The organism is Actinomyces viscosus, from assembly GCF_900637975.1.
Taxonomy (GTDB): domain Bacteria; phylum Actinomycetota; class Actinomycetes; order Actinomycetales; family Actinomycetaceae; genus Actinomyces; species Actinomyces viscosus.
Genome location: NZ_LR134477.1, coordinates 266,205 through 288,088, shown reverse-complemented (window position 1 = coordinate 288,088; position 21,884 = coordinate 266,205). Strand labels below are relative to the sequence as shown.

Below are 21,884 nucleotides of genomic sequence, written 5' to 3'. Positions count from 1 at the left end.
AGATGACAACCTCCGACCCGCTGGTGTGGATCGACTGTGAGATGACGGGCCTGAACCTGAGCGCTGACGCGCTGATCGAGGTCGCCGTCGTCGTCACCGACTACGAGCTCAAGCCACTGGCTGAAGGAATCGACGTGCTCATCACACCTCCCGCCGCCGCGCTGGAGCAGATGGACGACTACGTGCGGAACATGCACACCTCCTCAGGCCTGCTCACCGACCTGGAGGACGGTCTGACCATGGAGACGGCCCGCAAGACGGTTCTGGACTACGTGACGTCCCTCGTGCCCGAGCCCCGCACCGCCCAGCTCGCGGGCAACTCGGTGGGCACGGACAAGGCCTTTCTGGCGCGCGACATGCCTGAGCTCATCGAACACCTTCACTACCGGATCGTGGACGTCTCCTCCCTCAAGGAGCTGGCCAAGCGCTGGTACCCCAGGACCTTCTTTCACGCGCCGAAGAAGGCCGGCGGGCACCGTGCGCTGGCGGACATCCTGGAATCCATCGATGAGCTGCGCTACTACCGCGCAGTCCTGTTCCCCGACGGCGAGGGACCGAGCTCGCAGGAGTGCAAGGAGGCAGCCGAGCGCGTCCTGGCCGAACCGACCAGGTGACGAGATCGAGGACGATCGCGGAGCGGCCCCGTGAAGTGACGCAGTGCACCGAGTTCAGTTTGGTGTGCGAGGAGTCAACCGGATACAGTACCGACTCGTTGCGGCTGTGCCGCACATGGTGGCTGTAGCTCAGTCGGCAGAGCGCCTGGTTGTGGTCCAGGAGGTCGCGGGTTCAAACCCCGTCAGCCACCCCATCGACTGAGACCGCCCGGCTGGCACCGGCCTCGGCCTCCCAGTCTGCAGCGAGACCCACTTACGCGCCTCGGGAACGCCCCCGACAGTGAGTGCGTCGACTACGTGACCGCAACGCCCTGAGCAGCAGGTCGCTCGGACGCCCTGACGTTCAGGATGCCTGCCGAGCCGATCCTTGATGCTCTCACAACCTCACGTCTGAGAAAGTCCCTCCCATGCAACGACGCGACTTCCTACTCTCCCTGGCCGCCGGGACGGCCGGCTGCCTCAGCGCCTGCACCGCGGTGCAGTCGGCGCCCCGAGCCGACTCCTCGAGCTCATCCCTGACACAGGCCACGGCCTCGGCACCCACGCCTGCGTCGCAGGCGCCCTCCCCCACACCCTCCCCCACACCGTCACTCAGTCCGCTCCACCTTCAGGACGGACCGCCCCCACTGCCCGCTCCCACGCCGGCGGACTCGCTCATCACCGGGCTGCCGGAGAACGTCGGCAACGTCGTGGCCATCACGGTTGACGACGGCGTCGACTCCTCCGTCGTGGACGCATACCTGGACTTCGCCAAGGACTCGGGAGTCCGCCTGACCTTCTTCGTCACGGGTGTCTACCCGAGCTGGACAGACAACCGGGACAAGCTGAGGCCCCTCGTGGAGTCGGGGCAGGTCCAGCTGGCCAACCACACCTGGACGCACCCGGATCTGACGACGTTGTCAGAGGGAGCGCTCATTGACGAGCTCACCCAGTGCGAGAACCTTCTGCGCAACACCTACGGCGTCACCGGAGCGCCCTTCATCCGTCCTCCCTACGGCAGTCGCAGCTCCTTCACCGACTCGGTCTGCGCAAAAGCGGGCTACACGACAGCGGCCCTGTGGTACGGCTCATTCGGGGACTCCGGGCTGCTGACGGAGGACGTACTTCTCGGTGAGGCTCAGAAGTGGCTGCTCGCGCAGCACATCGTCATCGGTCACGCGAACTTCCCAACCGTCACGCACCTCTATGGTCAGATCATCGACATCCTGCGTCAGCGGTCCCTGCTGACCGCCACGCTCGACGACGTCTACTTCGGCCCCGGGCACAGCCGTCGCGCCTAACGGCTCACAGTGTCCGAGCCTCCTCGACGTCGTAGCACTCCTGCATCCGCGAGGAGTCGATCTCCGGGGTCCGCGGCAGATAGACGATCTCGCATCGCCCTTCAAGCTGCTCGTTGAAGGTGTCGACCCAGTCATCACCGATGACGAACACATCAATGCCGTACTCATCGATGTCCCGGCTCTTCTGCCCCCAGGTCTGCTCGGGAACGACCAGGTCCACGTACCGGATGGCCTCGAGCATCGACTTGCGCTGCTCATAGGAGAAGTAGGCCTGCTTCCCCTTGGACGCGCTGAACTCATCGGTGGACAGAGCGACAATGAGATAGTCACCCATCGCCTTGGCTCGACGCAGCAGCTCGATATGCCCGTAGTGGAGCAGATCGAAGGAGCCGTAGGTGATCACGCGTTTCATCAAGATTGTCCTCGGGTCAGGGCCATCAGTTTTTGTATGAATCACACAAGAACCGATCGCATTGTCGTTGGTTGCGCGTATGGCGGTTGAACGCGCTTGCCGTTAAGTCTAGGCAGTCCCCACCCCCGAAACTCCCCTTGTTATCCCTCCGCAGCAGGTCGCGGACTATGGCGACGATCACCCCTTATCACTTAACCCAATGAATGCGCCGAACTGCGGTCCATCCCTGACCGCGTGGCATCAGCAGCTGAGGCCATCATGTGACCGAACCCAGGTATTCCTTGGTATCACAACGATGACAGGGGGTTTCAGCGTCGTCACAGCGAGCCTTGTACATCACAGTCTGATTGCAGACAAGCGCATCATGGCGGCAGTCGCTTTTCCAGTTCTTCGGCACAACTACCGTTATCAGAAAGCGAATGAAGAAGGCCTATCTCCCGGGCCTCACCCATCCCAGCAGCCTGGAGGTCGCCCGTGGTCGCAGCCGCTCCTGCTCGAGCCTTCACGGCTCGTTCCCGCGCAGCATCAGCCGTCCCGCCACTGACCACGTCCACTCCTTATCTCCCCACCGATTTCTCGGCAGTGCGTCGAGACATGACTTCCTGGACGCTATGGCTCCTCCTGGCGACTCTGATCAGGACACTGCTGTCGACGCATCGAATTCTCTATCCTCGTATGCTGCTGATAGGAATCACGACCGCGGTCCTCATTCAGCTGACGGCGTGGTGCGTGACATGGCGGTACTGGCCATGGGCCTCCACACGAGTGATGCCGTTCATCATCGTCGCAGGGGCGGGATTCGTGGCCGGGTCCTGCTTCCTTGACCTCGTTGCCGGAGTCCACCTGCTGCCGTGGACAGCCAGTGTCAGCGGATCGATCATCGCCGTGGCAGACCAGTGGCGCTACCGACTGCGGTGGCGGGCTCGAGCACAGCGAGCCCTGGAGCCGGCCTCATGACCATCGTGCTCCTGGGCGGGATCGGGGCCACCTCCGTCGTCTCCGCGGCTCTCACTGCCACCGCAATTCCACTTCTGAAAAGGGCACACGTCATCGACGTGCCCGAGGAGAGGTCCCTGCATCACCACCCCGTCCCCCGCGGCGGCGGACTCGCCGTCGTCCTAGCGGTCCTGCTCACCGTCGGGACGACCATCCTCATAGCGATGCAGCGGCTAAGCGCCATCCACGTGATGGCAAGGCTCGATGTTGTCCTCATGGGGCTGACAACGGTACTCGCCTTCGCACTGGTCGGCTTCATCGAGGACCTGTTCTCCCTGTCGGTGAGGACCCGCCTGGCCCTCCAGCTCGCCCTGGGAATGGGACTCGGGCTGATGGCGTGCGGCGCCTTCGAGGCCTCGCGATGGTGGGCACTGGTGGTCTGCATGGGCACAACCGCGTTGGTCAACGCCACGAACTTCATGGATGGCGCCAACGGCCTGGCCTGTGGTCACGCCGTGACAACCTCCCTGTGGTACCTCCTGGTCGCGACGGTGGTTCCGGTTCCCGGACTGGGACTCGTCATGATCGCGGTGGCTGGGGCGAGCCTCGGGTTCCTCCCCTTCAACGCGCCACGGGCCAGGGTGTTTCTCGGCGACTCCGGATCCTACGCGCTGGGCGGGGCATGGGCCTTCGCGGTCACGGCCTGCCTCGCCCAGGACGTGGCGCTGGAAGCGGCGCTCGCACCGCTTCTCGTGTTCCTCACGGACACCGGCTACACCCTGTGGATGCGAGTAAGAGCAGGGCAGCACTGGTACGAGTCGCACAAGCTTCACGTCTACCAGCGCCTGGTCTGCGCGGGCTGGCCGCACTGGGCAGCGGCTCTTCTGGTGACTCTGGCCGCCGTCTCCTGCTCCGCCCTGGCGGCAGGCAGCCTGCTCACCCGTGGTCCGTCCTGGGAGCCGCGGGTTGGCATGGCCACGATCCTGCTCCTCTACCTGAGCATGCCCTCCATCATCGGAGCACCGTCCCCTTTCCCCGCACCGCGCAAGGCGGGGTGAGGACGTGCGGATCCTTCTCCTCATCCACTACTGGGTTCCCGAGGTCGGAGCCCCTCAGCGGCGCTGGAACCGGTTGGCCGATTCCCTGGTCTCGTGAGGTCATGAGCTGGCCGTTCTGGCCCCCGGCCCCCACTACCCGACTGGTCGTCTCCTCAAGGGTGGCAGGCCGTACCTTCCCGGCTCGGTCAGCCGAGACGTCACCGGAGCCATGGTGCACCGCACCGCCTTTCTCCCCTACGACAGCGGATTGCGGGGACGCAGCGTCGATCAGCTGGTCGCTGCTGCCGACTCCGTGCGCCTGGGGGTGAGTCGATTCTGCGGGGCGAACCGCCCCGACGTCGTCCTCGGCTCTGTTCCCGGTCTTCCCACGCTCCCGGCGGCACTCACCGTTGGCAGGGTGCTGCGCCGTCCGGTCGTGATGGAGCTGAGAGACGCCTGGCCAGACCTGCTCATGTCTGCCGAGCAGTGGACGTCTACTACCCGGCCGCCGTCCGTGGCACCGGAAGCGCGCCCGCACCAGAGGGCGAGCCTCGTCGGCCGGGGTGCACGCGTCCTCCTGCCACCGCTGGTGACCCGGCTGGAGCGAGAAGCCGCGGCCGTGGTGACGACGACGGACTCCTTCGCACGGGTCCTGCGCTCCCGCGGGCTGCGCCGTGTGGTCACGGTCCGCAATACCGGCGGTGGCGTTGCCTCAGGCCGAGGACTCGTCGGCAGGAGGGACTCGGACGGCGTCCTCCACGTGCTCTACCTGGGGACGGTGGGGCGCGCACAGGGGCTGGGCTGCGCGGTGGAGGCCGCGTCGATCGCCCGGCGGCGAGGGGCCCGGCTGGTGCTGCGCATCGTCGGCGACGGCGCGCAGTACGGTCAGGTCGCGGCGCTGGCCCGCAGGCTCGGGGCGCCGGTGGAGATGCACGCCGCCGTTCCCTGGAGCCAGGTGGACCGGCACTACGCCTGGGCCGACACGGCCCTGGTCAGCCTGCAGGACTGGCCGGCCATGTCGTTGACGGTTCCGTCCAAGCTCTACGAGATCATGGCTGTGGGGCTGCACGTGAGCGCCTCGGTCGATGGTGAGGCTCGGCGCATCGTGGAGGACGCCGGTTGCGGCGACGTCGCTGCGCCGCAGGATCCAGAGGCGCTGGCCGCCTTGTGGGCGTCGCTGGCCGCAGACCGCAGCCGCCTGCGCGTGACGGGCGGGCAACGGTGGTTGACGGACCACGCCGACGCCGAGGAGATGGCGGACCGCTACGAGGACCTCTTGAAGCAGGTGACCAGTGACTGACGTCCAGATCCTGAGGAACCTGTCGTTGCTGGGCGCATCCGCCGCCCGACAGCTGGTCGAGGACCCGGTGCTCCTGGCCCTGCAGGGGGCGCGTCGGCTGCCGGGGCCCTGGCGTGACCGGGCTGCCCGAGCACTGGCCATCGGGGCAGGAGATCATGAGGTGCGCCGGGCGCTGTCCGAGCTCATGGCCGACAGACACGACTCAGCCAGGCGGGCGCTGAGGCGGGCCTCACCGCGATCGGCCATGGGGATCAGGCTCGCCGCTGAGCTGGCCGTCCAGCTCGGTGGAGCCGAGCTGAGCCGCATCGACGTCGATCGATGGAGCCCGTCGGTGCGTGCACGGGACCTGTGGGCTCGAGGACACCTGAGCGCCGCGATCAGTATCCTCAAGGGTGTTCCGGGCACCGGGGCGCACCGGGCCCGTCTGCGTTCCCAGCTGGCCATGATGAGCCCGGGCTTTCAGCTTCCCCGGTTGACTCCCTCACCCGGTTGGAGAGTCCCCGACCCGGCAGAACCGCTCCGGGTCCTTCATGTGCTGACCAGCTCGCTGCCGCACACCCAGTCCGGCTACACCATGCGCTCGCACGCCATCCTCCGGGCGCAGGCCATGGCCGGCGTCGATGCACGCGCGGTGACGCGCATCGGCTACCCCGTCATCATCGGCAGGCCCACGGCGCAGGAGACCGACGTCGTCGACGGCGTCATCTACCGGCGGATTCTTCCCGCTCGTGCCCAGGCCTGGCCAGCAGCCCGGCTGACACAGATGAGCCGCCTGCTGGCCCGCGAGGTGGAACGCTTCGCCCCACATGTGCTGCACACGACCACCAACTATCTCAATGCCCTGGTCACCCATGCGGTGGCCCGCTCCTACGGGCTGCCCTGGGTCTATGAGATGCGAGGAGTGCTGGAATGCACCTGGGTGGCCGGCAGGCCGTCCTGGCAGGAGGACGAGGCGCTGAGCTCTGAGCGCTTCGCACTGCTGCGCGACAAGGAGACCGAGATGGCCGGGCAGGCCGACGCCGTCGTCGTCCTCTCCCGGGTCCAGGCGGAGGACCTGATCGCCCGCGGCGTCGATTCCGACCGGATCACGGTCGTGCCCAACGCCGTGGACCAGGAGACCCTCACCTCTCCCCGGCTCTCGCCGGCCGATGCGCGGGCGAGGCTCGGTCTGCCCCGCGAGGGTCTGTGGGTGGGGAGCGTCTCCTCGCTGGTCGGCTACGAGGGGTTCGACGTGCTGCTCCGGGCGGTGGCGCGCTGCCGTGACCGAGGGGTCGATCTCCGGTGCGCCATCGTGGGCGACGGTGTCAGCCGCCCCGGACTGGTGGCCCTGGCCGGAGAGCTGGGGCTGGGTGAGTCCGTGTGCGCAGTTCCCGGACGAGTCGATCGTGTATCGGCCCTGGACTGGTACCAGGCCCTGGACGTGTTCTGCGTACCGAGGCTGGATACGCCGGTGTGCCGGCTGGTGACGCCGATCAAGCCGATGACGGCGATGGCGCTGGGACGGCCGGTGGTGGCCTCGGCCCTTCCGGCGCTCAGGGAGCTCACCGCGCCCACGTCGAACCGGTCCTTCCCGGCCGGCGACGTGGAGGCGCTCGCCCGGGTGCTGGCCCAGATGGCAGCCGAGTCAGGCGGGAGACCGACGGAGACCGGGGGCAGCCGCCCGTCCCGGGGGGCGGATCCAGCCTCCTGTCCGACACCGCCGGAGCTGCCCACCTGGGCCGGCAACGCAGTGCGTCAGATCGAGATCTACAAGGAGCTGATATGAGCGAGGCCTCCTGGGCGACGTGGTCGGGCGGGCAGCCGTTCTGGGGAGACAGGTCGGAGGTCATTGTCAGCGTCGTCGAGCTCAGCGAGCTGTCCCCGGTGGGCCGGCGTCCCCCGCTGCCGAGCTATCTGCACCAGCTCTGGCAACGACGCCACTTCATCTGGGCCGATGCCCGGGCCAAGGCGTTGAGCTCCCAGCGAGGCACGTTTCTGGGAAACGCGTGGCTCATCGCCAAGCCGATGCTCGACGCCATCGTCTTCTTCATCGTGTTCGGGCTACTGCTGCAGACGAGCCGCGGTATCGACAACTTCGTCGGTTACCTCATCATCGGAGTCACGTTCTTCCCACCGCTGCAGCGGGCGGTGACCGGCGGCAGCCAGGTGATGGTGGCCGGCAAGAACCTCATTCGGGGTTTCTCCTTCCCTCGAGCCGCCCTGCCCGTGTCGTACACGATTCGCTGCGCGATCGACCTGGTTCCGCCAATGATCGCGGCCCTCGTCCTGGTAGCGGTTCTTCCCCCTCACGCCTGGCCGAGCTGGCACTGGTTGCTCGCTCTCCCGGTCTTCGCTCTCCAGATGCTTCTGATCCTGGGGCTGGTACTCGTCACCTCCCGTATCACGACGACGATCCCGGACATGCGGAACATCTGGCCGTTTCTGACCCGGTTCTGGTTCTACGTCTCGGGTGTCTTCTTCTCCTACGAGCGTTTCATCGACCACCCTGTGGTGCTCAGAGCCATGGATCTCAATCCCGGGTATCTCATGATCACGATGTATCGAGACGCGATCTTGTACCAGCGTGTTCCGCAGGCGCGAATGTGGCTCATTCTCAGCGCGTGGTCACTGGGGCTGACGCTGACTGCCCTTGTGCTCTTCTGGGAGAAGGAGGAGGACTACGGTGCCGAGCGCTGAGAGCAGGCCGCGTAACGGCCGGAGGATGCGCCGCGTGGACGACTCGGAGGCGCCGACGATGGAGCTCCCCGTCATCACGACGGCACCCGATGCCGCCTCCCATCCCGCAGTCATGACCGCGGCGGACAGTGGTGGGGCCGGAATCGGTACGGCGACCGTCGTCGCTGACAACATTCGGGTGCGGTACCGAGTCCCCTCCACCGACGCCGAGGACCTGCGCGGCGCGCCACCGACGCAGAAGGTCCTCCTGGGAATGACGGGACAGAGGCCAAGGGTGAGGGTCGATGCCCTCAAGGGCGTCTCCTTCGTGGCGCGCGCCGGGGAGTCGATCGGGATCCTGGGGAGAAACGGAGCCGGCAAGTCCACCCTGCTTCGCATCATCGCCGGTCTGGAGACACCGACATCGGGGATGGTGAGCGCCCGTTCCACCCCGGTGCTCCTGGGCGTCAGTGCCGCGCTCGTCCCGGACCTGTCAGGGGAGCGGAACGTGCGCCTGGGGTGCCTGGCCATGGGCTTGGAGCCCAGGGAGATCGAGTCGGTCCTGCCGGAAGTGATCGAGCTGGCCGGAATCGGGAAGGCCGTCTACCGCCCCATGAAGACCTATTCCTCGGGCATGGCGTCACGACTTCGTTTTGCGATTGCCGCCGCTGCGAACCCGGACATTCTTCTCATTGATGAGGCGCTGTCCACCGGCGACGCCGCGTTCAAGGAGCGCAGCGAGAACAAGATGACGCAGCTGCGGCGCGGAGCCGGAACGGTCTTCATCGTCAACCACGCCGCGCAGGTCATTGAGGAGATGTGCACCCGGGCGCTGTGGCTCATGGACGGCGAGCTCATCGGGGACGGCCCCGGACCGCAGATCGCCCATGACTACCGATGGTGGTCCTGGAACATCGCCAAGGACAAGCCTGAGAAGGCCGCCAAGATTCTGGCCACGTGCCGGGAGAAGTGGAAACCGGCGGGCGTGCGGATCCAGCGATCAGAAAGTCGCACGCTGCCCTACCGACACGCTCGAGGAGTATGACCATGCATGCTGAGAAGAACAGGTCAACCGGACGAGTCACCGTCTACGGCTCCTGCGTGGCCAGGGACGTGGCCGGCGAGATGGAGAAACGGGGCTGGAGCGTCGAGCGTTACATCGCCCGCCAGTCGCTCATCAGCGCGGGGCGCCCGGCGGATGCCGGCGACCTCAACCTGTCGCTGCTGACGTCGCCGTTCGCCCGACGCTCCTTCCTGTCCGACATGGTGGGTAACCTGGAGGCGCAGCTGACGGCTGTCGCCGCCTGCACCGATCTGCTGCTGTGGGACCTGACCGACGAGCGTCTCGGCGTCCTGGAGACGGCCCCCGGGGCATTTCTGACGCGCTCGACGGAGGCCCTGACGGCCGGTCTCTACGAGGGGCTGACCGCCAGGTTCCTGGAGCTGGGAACGGCGGAGCACCTGCACCTGTGGAGGCCGGCGCTACTGCACTTCCGCGGTCTTCTGGAGCGGCTCGACCTGACGAGCAGGACAGTGCTGATCAACGTGCCATGGGCGACGAGAACCACGTCCGGCGAATCGACGGTCCCGAGCTGGGGACAGACGGCGATGGAGGCCAACTGGGTCATGACCCGCTACCTCGATCTTGTCCGCCAGGAGACCGATGTGCGAGTCCTCAACGTACCCGATGAGCTCGTCGTCGCCGACAACGCGCATCACTGGGGATCGGCCCCCTTCCACTACGTCGGCACCGTGTACTCATGGATCGCCGACGAACTGGAGGTCGCTCGATCACCGCGCAGCCTCGCTCCGGCGCTCTGAGCCCGAGTCCCGTCTGGTCGTCGCGCTCACCCTTTGACGGGGATGTCGGTGATTCGGAAGGGGTTGTTGGGGCGGGTAGGGCGCTTGGCGGGTTCGAGGTCGAGGGTGACGGTGTCCTGTCCGGTGTCGGGCCACACCACCGTCAGGGTGGTGGCGTCGCCGTCACCCAGCTTGTTGTCGGCGGTGATCTCGCTCAGGGGGCGGTGGGTCCCTTGGGCGGTGGCGTAGTCAACCGGGTAGTAGCGCGTCTGGGCGGTCAGCAGGCTCAGCCCCGTGATCGCACCCAGCAGCTTGGTGTCCTCCTCACCACGGGCGCTTCCGGCCAGCTGGGTCGGCTGCAACCAGTCCGAGGGCCCGACATCTGTGCCCCCAGGCCCACCGGTGGCCTGGACCTCGCCGACAAGGTACTTGCCACGGCGGGACACCTCCTTGAGCACGAAGGTCAGCTTGTCGTCCCCGCTGCCGCGTTTCACCGTGACCTCCTCACCACCCTTGGCCACCGGCCCCTCGGCCTTGGGAAGATCACCACCTCCCTGCCCCGCACCGGCAGGCGACTTCGATGAGGTCGACTCGGTGGGCACCAGCGTGATCTCCACACGCCGGTTGAGCTGACGGTTCTCATCGGAGTCGTTAGGCACCCGCGGCTCACCCTCACCCTTGCCCGAGACACTCACCGAGTAGGCCGACATGTTCGTCAGCTGCCCCAGCCGGTCGGCCACGGCCTGAGCCCGACGCTGGGACAGGTCCTGGTTGTGAGCGTCATCAGCGACGTCATCGGTGTGCCCCACGATCGTCACCTGCCCACCCGGATAGGCCGCCAGCTGATCAGCCGCCTTCTTCAGCGTCGTGTCGGCCTGGGCGCTCAGCTCGGCCGAGTCCGAGTCGAACAGCACGTCGGAGGCCAGGTTGATCACCACCGACTTACCCGTCACCCGCGTGTCCAAGGCCCCGTCCACCGCCGCCGTGAAGGTCTCCAAGGCCACCGGATCCGGGGTGCTTTCGGTGTCGTAGGTGTACTCCAGCGCCTTCTTGGCCTCCTCGGACAGCTCGCCGTCACGCACCACCGGCACGCCCTCGAACAGACCCGACTCGGGCACCAGGACGTTGATGGTCTTGGCGTCGACCGGCTTGAACAGGGCGTGCAGCGTGGCGTCGGGCTCCTCCTTCGTCAGCCCGGTGCTCTCGGAGGAGGCCTTGAAGGTCTCCTGGACAGTACCGGCGTCGAAGTCCACCAACCGCACCCCATCAGCACCAGTGAAGCTTCCCGTGCCGCTCCAGGCCAGGTGCACATCGAACTTCTTGCCGTCAGACGACAGGCCGCCGGAGCCCATCTTGTCCAGGTGCACGGCCAGAGGCACCACCATGACGTCGTCGGAGACCACCGCCGGCCCCACCGTGACCTTCAAGGTCGCCCCCACGGTCGTCACCGTCCGAGTCACACCCTGCCCCGAACCACCCGACACCCCCGCAGAACCCGAGCCCGACGGCGACGCCCCAGCCGAGCCCGATCCTGTCCCTGCGCCGCCGGACGCCGCCGAACCCCCGCCCTTGCCACCACCCCGGCCCAGGCATGCGGCCAGCACCGGAACCCCCAGAATCGACCAACCACCCACCAGCAGCACACGCCGAGACACACGCCCCATAACAGCCTCTCCTCCTTGCTCTCCTTCATGGCAGAACCAGCCGCACCCTTCCGCGCCACCCGGCCGCGAAGACGCACCCGATCAGGACAACCACCACACTAGATCACGACACCGCGGCAATACCGGAGATCAGCGGAGACGATCCAGGTGGATGGTCGATTTGAACGGGGCGTCCCGAGTCGCTCAACGCAGTGTCTCCGCCAGGCGGGGTCTCCTGGGCCACAGGGGGATACGGGGGACGTCTCCTCCGGAGTATCGCTGCACCGCCGCGCTTCCGGTGAGCACCCAGCCGACGTCGGTTCCGGCGTAGCGCAAGGGCTTCGCCTGCACGCTGGGCGGCTCATCGGTGTAGAGCTCGATGACCTCACCGTCGCGTACCACGGCGACCTCCGGCAGGCTCTTCCAGAGCAGGAGCCGAGCCCTCGCTGAGGCGCCAAGGTTCCCCCAGGGGCTGCGGATGACCTGCTCGACGTCGAGTCGCTGCGCCAGCTGACGCATCTCGGCGGCATGCGTCTGGCCCAGTCCGGAAGGCTGCGTGGGCATCCTCCCGGCGTCCACGACCCCGAAGTACCAGCCGAGGTCGTACAGAATCGTCTGCTGCGCCCAGGCAGCACCTCCGGCGACGTCGAGAAGAGCGTGGTAGCGCGTGCGTATCTGATCGAGGTAGCGTCCCGGCCGCGACCAGGAGGTCTGAACCGCGGACTCACCTGAGGCCCGCTTGTCATAGTGGTAGACGGCGTCGGGCACGAAGACGATACGACCGGATCCGGCCCGGATGCCTCCCAGGTAGAGGGCGTCCTCGAAGGTGGGAGCCTCACGGTCCTCGGGGAATCTGGCCGCGAGCGCCCGGTCGGAGCGGATGAGGCACTCGTGGACGGAGAGCTGGATGGCCTGCGGCCGGCGCGCGGCATCGACGCGAGCGGTGCCGCTCTGGAACCGGAAGTCCAGGGGGTGCCACGTCCGGCTGCCACCCTGGTGGATGAGGGTACGGCCGCTCAGGAGGAGGTCACCGTGACGCCTGGCGCCCAACAGCCGGGTGAGGAAGTCCGGGGCGAGCCAGTCATCGGGATCGGGGAAGCCGATCCACTGTCCCCGGGCGTGCTCCATCCCCAGGTTGCGGGCTCTGCCCTGTCCACCGTTCTCGGTCTCGACGATCTCGACGTCGAGGTCTGTTCGTCGGGCCCAGGCGCGGCACACTCGGGGCGACTCGTCGCGGGCTCCGTCCAGGACGAGCACGACCTGGAGCCGGCTGTGCGGATAGTCCTGGGCATCGAGTGAGTCGAGGAAGCGCGGCAGGCAGGGGGCCACGCCGTAGACGGGGCTGACGAGGCTGACCCGGGGCGGGCGGTAACGCCCGCGGGACATCCCCGGTATCAGACCGATCATCAGATCATGTCGCGCTGGAGCAGCTTGGTGAGGCGGGCGCAGGCTCCGGCGTCGCGCAGGATAAGGTCCTCGGGAGCGACAAGGCGGCCGGAGACGACATCATCCACTGCCTGATACACCTGCTCCAAGGTGTCGACGCCGATGGCGCCGACGGCCTCGTGGCGGGAGCGGTAGTGGTCCGTGTCCGGCCGGCCGTGGGGGTCCCAGACGATACCGACGCAGCCGGCGAGCATGCCCTCGTCGAGAACGGAGGACCGGTCGGAGACGACGGCCCGTGAGCGGGCCAGCGCCTCGGGGAGCTCTCGTCCCGTGACGGCGGGAACGCCCAGGGCCCTGAACCATTCGGGGGCGTTCAGTACGAGCTTGGGGTGGGCGAAGAGGACGGCCCGGTGTCCTGCCTGGGTCAGGCCCGCCGCCAGCTCGAGCCACGGCCGGTAGAGCGCGTCGAGGAGCCCGACGGCATCCGGGGCCGCCTCCAGGGCTCGCGAGACCTCCGGGTCCCAGGTGGGGGCCAGAAGGATGCGGTCACGTTCCTGTCCCAGGAGCTCGTAGAGGTGGTCGTGGCGCGGAAATCCGGTGAGCCACACCTCACGGTCCGTGAGCGTGTAGGAGGTGTGGTCCGCCGTCAGCCCCGCCTGCTCAGGCGCGGTGGCACACACGACGACGTCCAGGCGGGCGCCGTTGAACCAGCGCCACATGTCTCGCATGGTCACGCCGTGCTGGAGGAAGACGAGGCGCTGATCGGGGCTGGTGCCCGCCCCTGTGAGCCGATGCTTGATGAGGGGGTCACCGATGTCGGACAGGAGGAAGGTCTCCGCCCCGGTCCATGCGGCATCGAAGCCGGGGGCGGTCGGATCAAGGAGGACGAAGCCGTCCTGCGCGAGTCGGTCCCAGTCCGGGCTGGTGCGCTCGATGACGAAGATGTGCCGGACGTTGGGGGCGTGAGTGCGGGCATAGCGGTACAGCGGCTCCGCGTTGTCACCGGCGCTGTTGTGGCGGTCCATGTAGAGCCAGGTGCGGGGCCAGTCGGTCGGAGACGAGGCCGTGTACGGCGATGGCGCCGAGGAGGACACCGAGGCCGGCGCCGAGGACGATAAGGAGGAGGCGGAAGCTGTCGAGGTCGATGACGCGCTGGTCTGCTGCGGCTGCTCCTGCGCGCTGCCGCGGCCGAGGACCCCGGCCAGGCGCCGGCGCAGCCCGGAGGACAATGATCCGTGGCGGCGCTGACCGGGGATCGTCTCAGGCGGCCGGGGGTCGCCCGGGTAAGGAGCCACCGGAAGCTCCTGACTGTTGATGACGGCGGTGATCTCCCCCTTGGGCAACCAGACGATGCGCTCGTGGAGCACCACCTCGTCAAAGTACCGGTGATCGACCATCTTGGTGCTGGTGGGGCCGCTCCAGGCTCCGTCCACCTTCCACTGCTCCGTGGGCGTGGCGCCGGTGTAGAAGTAGGTGACCTTCTGGTCGCTGCGGAACCTACGCCCCGAGAACAGGATCGGTGCCGGCATGGGGCCTGCGGCCATGGCCATCAGGGCTGTGCGGCGCCCTACTGCCAGCGGCGTGGAGCAGTACGCCTCGATCTGAGCGGCGGGAACGCGCTGGGTGACAGCACGCAGTAGTCGGGCCACCTCGGCGCGCTCGGCGGCCGTGAGCCCGGCCGCGGGGTAACGCAGCCCCCGGTCGGCCTCGGTCACCTGGATCAGCCGGTGAGTGATGAGCTGGTAGACCCAGGCGGGAGGGGGACCGTCGGCCTGCAACCACGCGGGGAGAATCGTGCCCAGCAGGTGGCGGTAGTGGTCGATCTCTCCCCAGGCGCCGGGGGGCGGCGAGGCGTGGCGGATGACGGCTGGGCCGTCGTGGAGACCGACCCGGTTGCCGGTGGACACGATATGGGCGATGAGCCCGCTCAGACCGGCGTTCTCGCCGTCACCACCGGCGCCGTCGGCGTCATCGACTCCGCGGAGCGGTCCCGGCCCGCCCCAGTCCGGCAGACCTCGGCGGGGGACGGTGAGTACCACTCCGCTGATGGTCTCGGGGAAGATGTAGGGCTCAGCGGTCAGGTCCGCGCTGCGGCTGCCGTGAGTGAAGCGCCACTGCATCCGGTCGTCCCGGGTGCCGTCGGGACGGATGACGGCGGTCGGTGTCAGAAGGACCCCGACGGCCTCGTCCGGGCCGTGCCGGTCAAGCGAGGCGAGGTAGCCGGGTTCGACCCGATCGCCGGCCCTCAGGAACAGGACCCGGGTTCCGGCGCTCAGTGGCTTGAGAGCCTGGGCCACCGCCGTCGGATCGGGGCACCCGATGGGGACGATCCCGGTTTCGGGCGGGTCCTGCTGAAGGGAGTCGAGCGTGTCCTGACCACCTGCGGAACCGATGATGATGACGTGCAAGGTCTCGGCGCTGCGGGTGTTCATGAGGTGGGTATCTCCATTTCGTGGGGTGGTCCCCAATGACTAATGGTGGACGTCGCAAGCACCTCCGTGTTGGAGATGTCCCAGGTGTGTCCGAAAGTCGTTCCACGCCGTTGGACGAACCCGAACCGGGAGGCCGAATAGATACGAGCCCCGGAACGTACGCAGTCACTGAGGAAACCAGTATCCTCCCCACGGGTTGTATCGGGAAAACTGACGGCGCGTGCCAGGTCCGTACGGGCCACCAGCGTAGGTCCGGAGACGAAGGTCGTATAGCGGTGCTCCCAGTCGGCGAAGCGCAGTACCGTCAGGTCCGGACCGGTCAGGTGCAGGTAGTGGGCGTGCTTGCCGACGACCTCGGCACGGGCGTAGTCGGCTGCGGCGAGGGACTCGAAGAGGTAGTGCCCGCCGTAGAGGTCGTCGTCGTCGATCTTGGCGACGTAGTCGGCATCGACCCGCGTCAGCATGAGGTTGTAGCAGGATCCCAGGGACGTGCCGGTCTCTGCCGTGATCCAGTCGATGTCGAGCCCCAGCTCACGGGCCCGGGACCTGCTGCTGGCACTGGGTGTGAAGCCATGGGTGAGGATGACCGGGGCCATCGTCACCCGCTGCTGACAGGCCAGGGTCTCCAGGACGTGGTCGACCCGCTCCGGACGCATGGTGGCCACGAGCGGTGCGATGGTGGGCCGAGATCGGGCCCGCTCCCCCATGCCGACGGCGCGCAGGACGGTGTCCACACGGTGGCTGTAGGTGTGGTGGGCCCAGATCTCACGCTGCGCCAGGTAGGTCATGTACTCGCCGAGGACCGGGTTGGCCACGAGAGCGCGCACGGTGTGACCGGCCTGCGCACGGTCACCGACCTTGGCCAGGGCGCCCGGGGGCAGGAGGCGGTCGGTGGCGGGCGTCGCCGTGGTCACCACGGGGGTGCCGCAGGCGAGGACCTCGAGGACGCGGCGCGGAAGCATGGAGGGGCTGCTCACCACGGAGCTGACGTTGAGGAAGACGGCGTAGGCGCGGTAGGCGCTGAGCATCTGGGGGTAGCTGAGGCTGCCGCGCACACGGGCGTCCCAGGGCTCCGGGAACTGGTAGGCGTCCTCGCCGTCCAGGTACCGGGAGAAGATGTCCAGTCCGTGGGGCAGCCGGGCCGAGGCGTCGAGAGCACCTCCCAGGATGATGTCCATCTGCTCGCGTCGTTCCGGGTACTTGTGGGCGAAGTAGGTCCCGGCGAAGGCGACGTCCCGCAAGGGGACGGGCATACCCTCGTCATCCAGGAGGCGGATGGGGTTGTGGATCGTGGGCTGGACCGCGAAGGGCAGGACCCCGATGCGGTCGTGCCCCAGGTCGCGCCGGTAGCGCTCAACCACTGCCTCATCGGTGGTGAAGACCCAGTCGAACAGTCGGGCGGTCGCGATGGCCTCGTCGTAGTGGGCGGGGTCCTCCTTGTTCCAGAAGACCGTTGGGATCCCTTGTCCTCGCATCGCCGTGACCATCTCGCTGAGGTGGTCCGAGGGCCCCTGGGGACCGATCACCTGGAAGCGCCAGGCGTCGTCGTTGCCGTGCCAGGCGGACTCCACGAAGAGCAGGTCGATGGGGGTCTCGTCGAGCTGTTCGCACCAGTGGGCGGGGGTCAGGGCGACGGCGCGCCACTCGTAGCGCAGGGCGAGCGCCGTGAACTCGTCGGCGATGACTCCGACGGTTACGTCGTGGCGCGGCCCGGTCTCCTCCGGCGAGGGCAGGGGCCACTGGGGGAAGGTCGTCTGATCCCGGCGCCCGTGAGCCCACCGACGGGGGCGGGACCAGGAGGTGGCTCGACCGCGGCGCAGGTGCTCGCTGAGCCCCTTCAGTCCTGAGTGGCGCAGGTGCCACAGCGCGCGTCGCAGCTCAGGGGCGGGCCGATTCGCGGCTTGCGGGTCGTGGGCGCTCATTTCTCTCCTCCTCGCTCATCCGGGGAGCCGGGCGGCGCCGCTTCCGGTGCCCCGCCGCCCGGCTCCGGGAGGGCACCGGGACCGAGCAGTGCGCTGAGGGTGTCCGCCAACGAGCTCGCATTGTGCTGCTCGACGTCGAAGGTCCCGCGAGCGCAGGAGGGATCAGCCAGGGCGTCACGAATCGCCTGAGCGATGTCCTGGGCGGAGGTTCCGCTCAGGCGCCCGTAGCCGAGGGCGACGAGCTCTCGGTTGCCGGGCAGGTCCGAGGCCACGACCGCGGTCCCCAGGGTCATGGCCTCCAGGAGGGTCACCGGCTGCCCCTCGTGCAAGGAGGGCAGAACGAACAGGTCCGCTCCGCTCAGTACCGGGAAGGGGTTGTCCAGCTGGCCCAGAAGCGCGATGCTCCTGCTGAGCCCCAGGGAGTCGATCTTGGCCCGTAGCGTCCCCTCGAGCACCCCGGACCCGACGATCGCCAGGCCGATGCTCAGGCCGTTGCCGCAGGCTCCGTCCTGCTGGCGCAGGAGCGCGACCGCCTCGATGAGAGTGGCCTGGTTCTTCTCCATCGACATCCGCCCCATGGTGGCCAGGACGATGTCGTGCTCGCTCTTCAGCGCCGTGAAGGCGTCGGGGAGCGGCTCCTCGGCCCCGGTGAGCACCCGCTCGACGTCGAGGAGATTACGGGCTGAGAGCTGACGGCCTGAGAGGTCTGTGCCCAGACCGGCCAGCCCGGCGCGGTTGTGACGGGCCAGTCCCGGACTGACTGCGACGACGGCGTCGATATCACCGTAGAGGGAGAAGACGCGTCTGAGGTTGGGGTACTTGTCCCGGCACTCGTTGTCCATCTGGTTGTGCTGGTAGCACGAGCTGCGGGCCCCGCGGCGCCCCCAGGCGGCGATGAGAGACACCCAGGTCTCGGCGTAGCCGTCGTACTCGATGGCGGCGTCGGGCACGAAGTCCCCCAGGATGCGGCGCGTCTCGCGCTCGTAGTAGGCCCAGTAGGCGTCCCAGAAGCTCTGCGAGGTGTAGACGGGATGACGGGCGAAGTCGTTGATGCAGGAGCGTTCGTGGATCCGCCAGGGAGCCGCTCCGGGTTTGCAGATGACGTGGACGTGGCTGGGCAGTCGGTGGAAGATCCTCTGACGGTCCTCGTTGGCTCGTAGGACTGAGGGCTCGACGATGAGATTGACGGAGTAGCGCGCGGGGTCGAGTGCCTCCAGGAGCGCGAGGAAGGCCGAGGCGATCCCGTTGGGGATCATGGAGGCGTGGAACAGGAGCGTGCGGCGCCGCGGCACGCGCTCGTCGTGGGCGTGATCGACGGCGTGGTCTGTGATCACGGCACGCCGCCCGAGGTCCCCGAGGTCCCCGAGGTCATGGTCGTCGTCGAAGAAGAACCGGGTCAGCCGTGCTGAGGCCAGCCCGTCCTCGTAGGGACAGTATCGGGCCAGAGCCTCCTGGTCCGGGATCCCCTCCCCGTCCAGGGCACGACCGATGGCCGAGGCCAGCTCGCCGCGGTCGTGGCAGGCCAGCCCGGGGACCTCCTCGGGATCCAGGTACAGGCCCCGCTCAGCCCGGTAGTCCTCAAGGTCGTGCATGTAGAGCACGATGGGACGCCTCTGGGGGAGGAAGTCGAAGAGGATCGAGGAGTAGTCGGTGACCAGGACGTCGACGGCGGCCAGCAGCTCGTTGGTGTCGATGTCCTTGGGCACGACGCTGACCGGAAGGTCCACGCCGGCCAGGAGCCTCTCCGAGAGGCGATGCGCCCGGTAGACCACGAGCACGTCCTGTCGGCAGGACATGGCGGCCAGGTCGGCGACCAGGGCCTCGCGGTCCAGCTCCCGCTTGCTGACACCACCGCGCCAGGTGGGGGCGAACAGGATCAGACGACGTTCGTCGTCCTCGGCCATTCCCAGGCGGCCTCTGAGCGCCTTGCGGTCCTGAGGGCTCATGGTCAGTGAGGCGTCCAGCCGGGGGGAGCCGGTGATGATGGTACGGCCCCGGTAGACGTCGAGCAGATCGTGGTCCTCGATGAGAGCCCAGCGGGTGAGCTCATTGGGGGCCATGAGCGTGGTGCTCAGCTGGAAGTTTCGCTGCAGGTTCTCGTAGTCGAGCAGGCCGCCCCTCATGGATCGCCCCAGGGCCTTGAAGGGGGTGCCGTGCCAGGTGTTGAGGTAGCGCTGCTCGGGGCGGCGGACGAAGTAGGGCGCGAAGGAGACGTTGTTGACGAGGTAGCCGGCCGTGGCGAGGTACTGCATGTACTCGGCGCTGTGCAGCGCGACGAAGACGACGTTACGACGTCCCAGCAGGTCTGCCGGGATGGCGCCCAGGTCGTTGACGGCCCAGACGTGGATCAGGTGGGAGTACTCGGGCCGGTCGACCATCCAGCGGAAGACGGCCAGGGGGTGGCAGCCGATGGAGGCGCCGTGGTTGGACTCCCACAGCACCAGGTGGGGGCTGAGTGGGAGCACCTCAAGGGCCTCGGCGTAGCGGATGTTGCGGGCGGCTCCCGCGGTGCGCCCGTAGGCCCGCGGGTCCAGGCCGTCCTTGCAACCGAACTCCTCGGCCTGCTCGAGGATCTCGCAGGCGAGGGACGTCTGCCCGGCGGCCTGCGCCAGCCGGGCCAGGACCAGGCGGCGACTCCGGTCACCCTTGAGGACCAGGGGGAGAACCCGACGGATGGAACGTACCGCCTCGTGCACCGCGGCGGACGAGGCGGACGTCTTCGAACCAGCACCAGGACCGCCCGGAGCGAGCCTCAGCCTGAGATCGATGATGGCGGACTCCACGAGATCCTCCGGACGCTGACGCGGCATGGTCGCGCTCTTGGAGCGGACGAGGCCGAGGAACCCGCCTGCACCACGATGCGGCGACGGGGAGACCGGCTCAGGAACCGGGCCCAGGTAGGCCCAGAAGGACTCGAGCGCCTCGTCGTAGCGCCCCAGCCGGGCCAGGCAGACCCCGCGGCGATAGCTCCACCAGCTGCCGTGGGGACTCTTCAGCGTCTCGAGGGCCTTCAGGTAGGAGAGCTCCGCCGTGACGAGATCACCGGCACGTTCCGAGGCGAGCCCCAGCTTGTAGAGGCGGTGCCCGTTTCCCGGTTCCAGCGAGGTGGCCAGAGCGTGCTGCCCCTGAGCCTTCTGGTACTCGCGCAGACGGTCGAGGCAGTAGGCCAGGTCCGACCGGGACAGGTCCTTTCCCGGGTAGAGCTCGAAGAGCTCGAGCGCGAGCCTCCAGTCACCCCGGGTGCAGGCGAGATGGGCCGGGCCCTTGCTGAGGGCCTTGCCGCCGGCTGCCTTGCAGGCGGCCGAGAACTTGGTGGAGGCGGTGGCCCGGTCGCCGTCGCGGTGAGCGATGAGACCGTGCTCGAACAGCTCCTGCGCGTCGAGCTCTCCGACATCGGCCAAGGCCTTGAGAGTGCACCTGGCCGGGCCGTTCTGGCCGAGATGGAGCTGAGCCTGAAGGATCCTGCGCAACCAGGCGGCGTCGGTCTCGTGCTCGGGCAGGCCGGAGAGCAGGATCTCCAGACGCTGCCACTGCGGGGCGCTCGCGGGCAGGCAGGCGAGCAGGTTCTCCGAGTAGCGCCGATCTCGCACCCCCGAGGAGATGGCGCGTGAGAAGAAGACTGAGGCCGCAGCCGGATCGTCCTGCCGCCTGAGGAGACGCCCGGCACGGTAGGCGGCCTCCCCGCAGGTGGGATCGTGGTCCGCCACCTCGATGTAGGTTCTCAGGGCGTCCTCGAGCCGGTCCTCGCGCTCGGCGATAACCCCCAGACGCAGCCTGGTGACGGCGTCATGGGCGCTCGCCGGCAGCTTCTCATACAGGTGCCTGGCCTCTACCAGGCTGCCTTCCTCATACGCCCTGGCGGCGGCGTAACGCACGAACCTGCTGGCCACCGGCAGCTCCGACCGACCAGAGACGACACGGCCTATCCGTCTGAGGACAGCATCCCTGGTGCTCATAACCGTCCTTGTTCCGCTATGGGTTCCACTATGTCCGCTGTGGGTTCCGCTGCGACTCTCGTTGAGAGCTCAGCGCAGACGCATGTCGTTCTTGATCTGAGTCGTCGAGACCTCAGGAGTACGAGGAAGGTAGACGATCTCGCACAGCCCCTGGAGCTGATCATCGAACTCACCGCTCCAGTCATCACCCATGACGAAGACATCAATGCCGTACATGGCAATATCCTCGGTCTTCTGCCCCCAGGTCAGCTCGGGCACTACGAGGTCGACATATCGAATGGCCTCCAGCATTGACTTGCGCTCCTCATAGGAGAAGTACGCCCGTTTCCCCTTTCCAGCATTGAACTCATCACTGGACAGCGCCACCACCAGAAAGTCACCGAGCGCCCGCGCACGCTTCAGCAGCGCGATATGACCGTAATGGAGCAGGTCATAGGTGCCATAGGTGATCACACGCCTCATGGAGTCACTTCCTGGTCGAATGTCCGGGAGCCGCCCGCCTGATGGGACA

Annotated in this window: 16 protein-coding genes and 1 tRNA gene; 10 read left to right on the top strand and 7 right to left on the bottom strand. The window is 67.7% G+C overall.

What is annotated here, in order from left to right; genetic code table 11:
• Positions 1-2 precede the first annotated feature (2 nt).
• The 3 genes from orn (at position 3) to EL340_RS01295 (ending at position 1,894) form a co-directional block, all read left to right on the top strand.
• Positions 3-614: an oligoribonuclease gene (orn, locus tag EL340_RS01305; RefSeq protein ID WP_126415248.1), complete on the top strand. Its 612-nt coding sequence runs from the start codon at positions 3-5 to the stop codon at positions 612-614.
• A 118-nt stretch (positions 615-732) separates the two neighbouring features.
• Positions 733-808 (top strand) — tRNA-His (locus EL340_RS01300).
• 213 nt (positions 809-1,021) lie between these two features.
• A complete protein-coding gene (locus EL340_RS01295) occupies positions 1,022-1,894 on the top strand; it encodes a polysaccharide deacetylase family protein (RefSeq protein ID WP_126413090.1) in 873 nt (290 codons plus the stop codon).
• Positions 1,895-1,898: 4 nt separating this feature from the next.
• Here the strand turns inward: EL340_RS01295 and tagD (EL340_RS01290) are convergent, their stop codons facing one another.
• The gene (gene tagD, locus EL340_RS01290) at positions 1,899-2,306 is read right to left on the bottom strand and encodes a glycerol-3-phosphate cytidylyltransferase (RefSeq protein WP_126413089.1); all 408 of its coding nucleotides are present in this window, start codon (positions 2,304-2,306) and stop codon (positions 1,899-1,901) included.
• Between the two features lie 768 nt (positions 2,307-3,074).
• Between tagD (EL340_RS01290) and EL340_RS15225 the strand changes: the two genes are divergently transcribed.
• From EL340_RS15225 to EL340_RS01255, 7 genes are all read left to right on the top strand, one after another.
• Positions 3,075-3,263 carry a hypothetical protein gene (locus EL340_RS15225; protein WP_232023166.1) on the top strand — a complete coding sequence of 63 codons (189 nt, stop codon included), beginning with the start codon at positions 3,075-3,077 and terminating at the stop codon, positions 3,261-3,263.
• Positions 3,260-4,300 (top strand): MraY family glycosyltransferase, encoded by a 1,041-nt coding sequence (locus tag EL340_RS01280; RefSeq protein WP_126413087.1) that lies wholly within the window; start codon positions 3,260-3,262, stop codon positions 4,298-4,300. The genes EL340_RS15225 and EL340_RS01280 overlap by 4 nt, the downstream gene beginning before the upstream one ends.
• A 208-nt stretch (positions 4,301-4,508) precedes the next feature.
• Entirely contained in the window at positions 4,509-5,579 is a 1,071-nt protein-coding gene (locus tag EL340_RS01275) for a glycosyltransferase (protein WP_232023165.1), read from the top strand.
• Complete coding sequence (locus tag EL340_RS01270) at positions 5,572-7,344, top strand: glycosyltransferase (RefSeq protein ID WP_126413086.1); 1,773 nt, start codon at positions 5,572-5,574, stop codon at positions 7,342-7,344. The genes EL340_RS01275 and EL340_RS01270 overlap by 8 nt, the downstream gene beginning before the upstream one ends.
• Complete coding sequence (locus tag EL340_RS01265) at positions 7,341-8,255, top strand: ABC transporter permease (RefSeq protein ID WP_126413085.1); 915 nt, start codon at positions 7,341-7,343, stop codon at positions 8,253-8,255. The genes EL340_RS01270 and EL340_RS01265 overlap by 4 nt, the downstream gene beginning before the upstream one ends.
• Positions 8,256-8,313: 58 nt before the next feature.
• Positions 8,314-9,279: an ABC transporter ATP-binding protein gene (locus EL340_RS01260; RefSeq protein ID WP_309340725.1), complete on the top strand. Its 966-nt coding sequence runs from the start codon at positions 8,314-8,316 to the stop codon at positions 9,277-9,279.
• Entirely contained in the window at positions 9,276-10,055 is a 780-nt protein-coding gene (locus EL340_RS01255) for a DUF6270 domain-containing protein (RefSeq protein WP_408608555.1), read from the top strand. The genes EL340_RS01260 and EL340_RS01255 overlap by 4 nt, the downstream gene beginning before the upstream one ends.
• A gap of 26 nt (positions 10,056-10,081) precedes the next feature.
• Here the strand turns inward: EL340_RS01255 and EL340_RS01250 are convergent, their stop codons facing one another.
• The 6 genes from EL340_RS01250 to tagD (EL340_RS01225) all read right to left on the bottom strand — a co-directional run bounded on the left by EL340_RS01250 (position 10,082) and on the right by tagD (EL340_RS01225) (position 21,835).
• Positions 10,082-11,473, bottom strand: a complete 1,392-nt coding sequence (locus tag EL340_RS01250; RefSeq protein WP_126413083.1) for an OmpA family protein — start codon at positions 11,471-11,473, stop codon at positions 10,082-10,084.
• Positions 11,474-11,881: 408 nt separating this feature from the next.
• Positions 11,882-13,063 (bottom strand): glycosyltransferase family 2 protein, encoded by a 1,182-nt coding sequence (locus tag EL340_RS01245; RefSeq protein ID WP_232023164.1) that lies wholly within the window; start codon positions 13,061-13,063, stop codon positions 11,882-11,884.
• Between the two features lie 20 nt (positions 13,064-13,083).
• Positions 13,084-15,495 carry a CDP-glycerol glycerophosphotransferase family protein gene (locus tag EL340_RS01240; RefSeq protein ID WP_126413081.1) on the bottom strand — a complete coding sequence of 804 codons (2,412 nt, stop codon included), beginning with the start codon at positions 15,493-15,495 and terminating at the stop codon, positions 13,084-13,086.
• Complete coding sequence (locus EL340_RS01235; protein ID WP_126413080.1) at positions 15,492-17,417, bottom strand: CgeB family protein; 1,926 nt, start codon at positions 17,415-17,417, stop codon at positions 15,492-15,494. The genes EL340_RS01240 and EL340_RS01235 overlap by 4 nt, the downstream gene beginning before the upstream one ends.
• Entirely contained in the window at positions 17,414-21,307 is a 3,894-nt protein-coding gene (locus tag EL340_RS01230; protein WP_232023163.1) for a CDP-glycerol glycerophosphotransferase family protein, read from the bottom strand. Before EL340_RS01230 ends, EL340_RS01235 begins: the two co-directional genes overlap by 4 nt.
• Before the next feature lie 135 nt (positions 21,308-21,442).
• Positions 21,443-21,835, bottom strand: a complete 393-nt coding sequence (gene tagD / locus EL340_RS01225; protein ID WP_126413078.1) for a glycerol-3-phosphate cytidylyltransferase — start codon at positions 21,833-21,835, stop codon at positions 21,443-21,445.
• Positions 21,836-21,884: the final 49 nt, after the last annotated feature.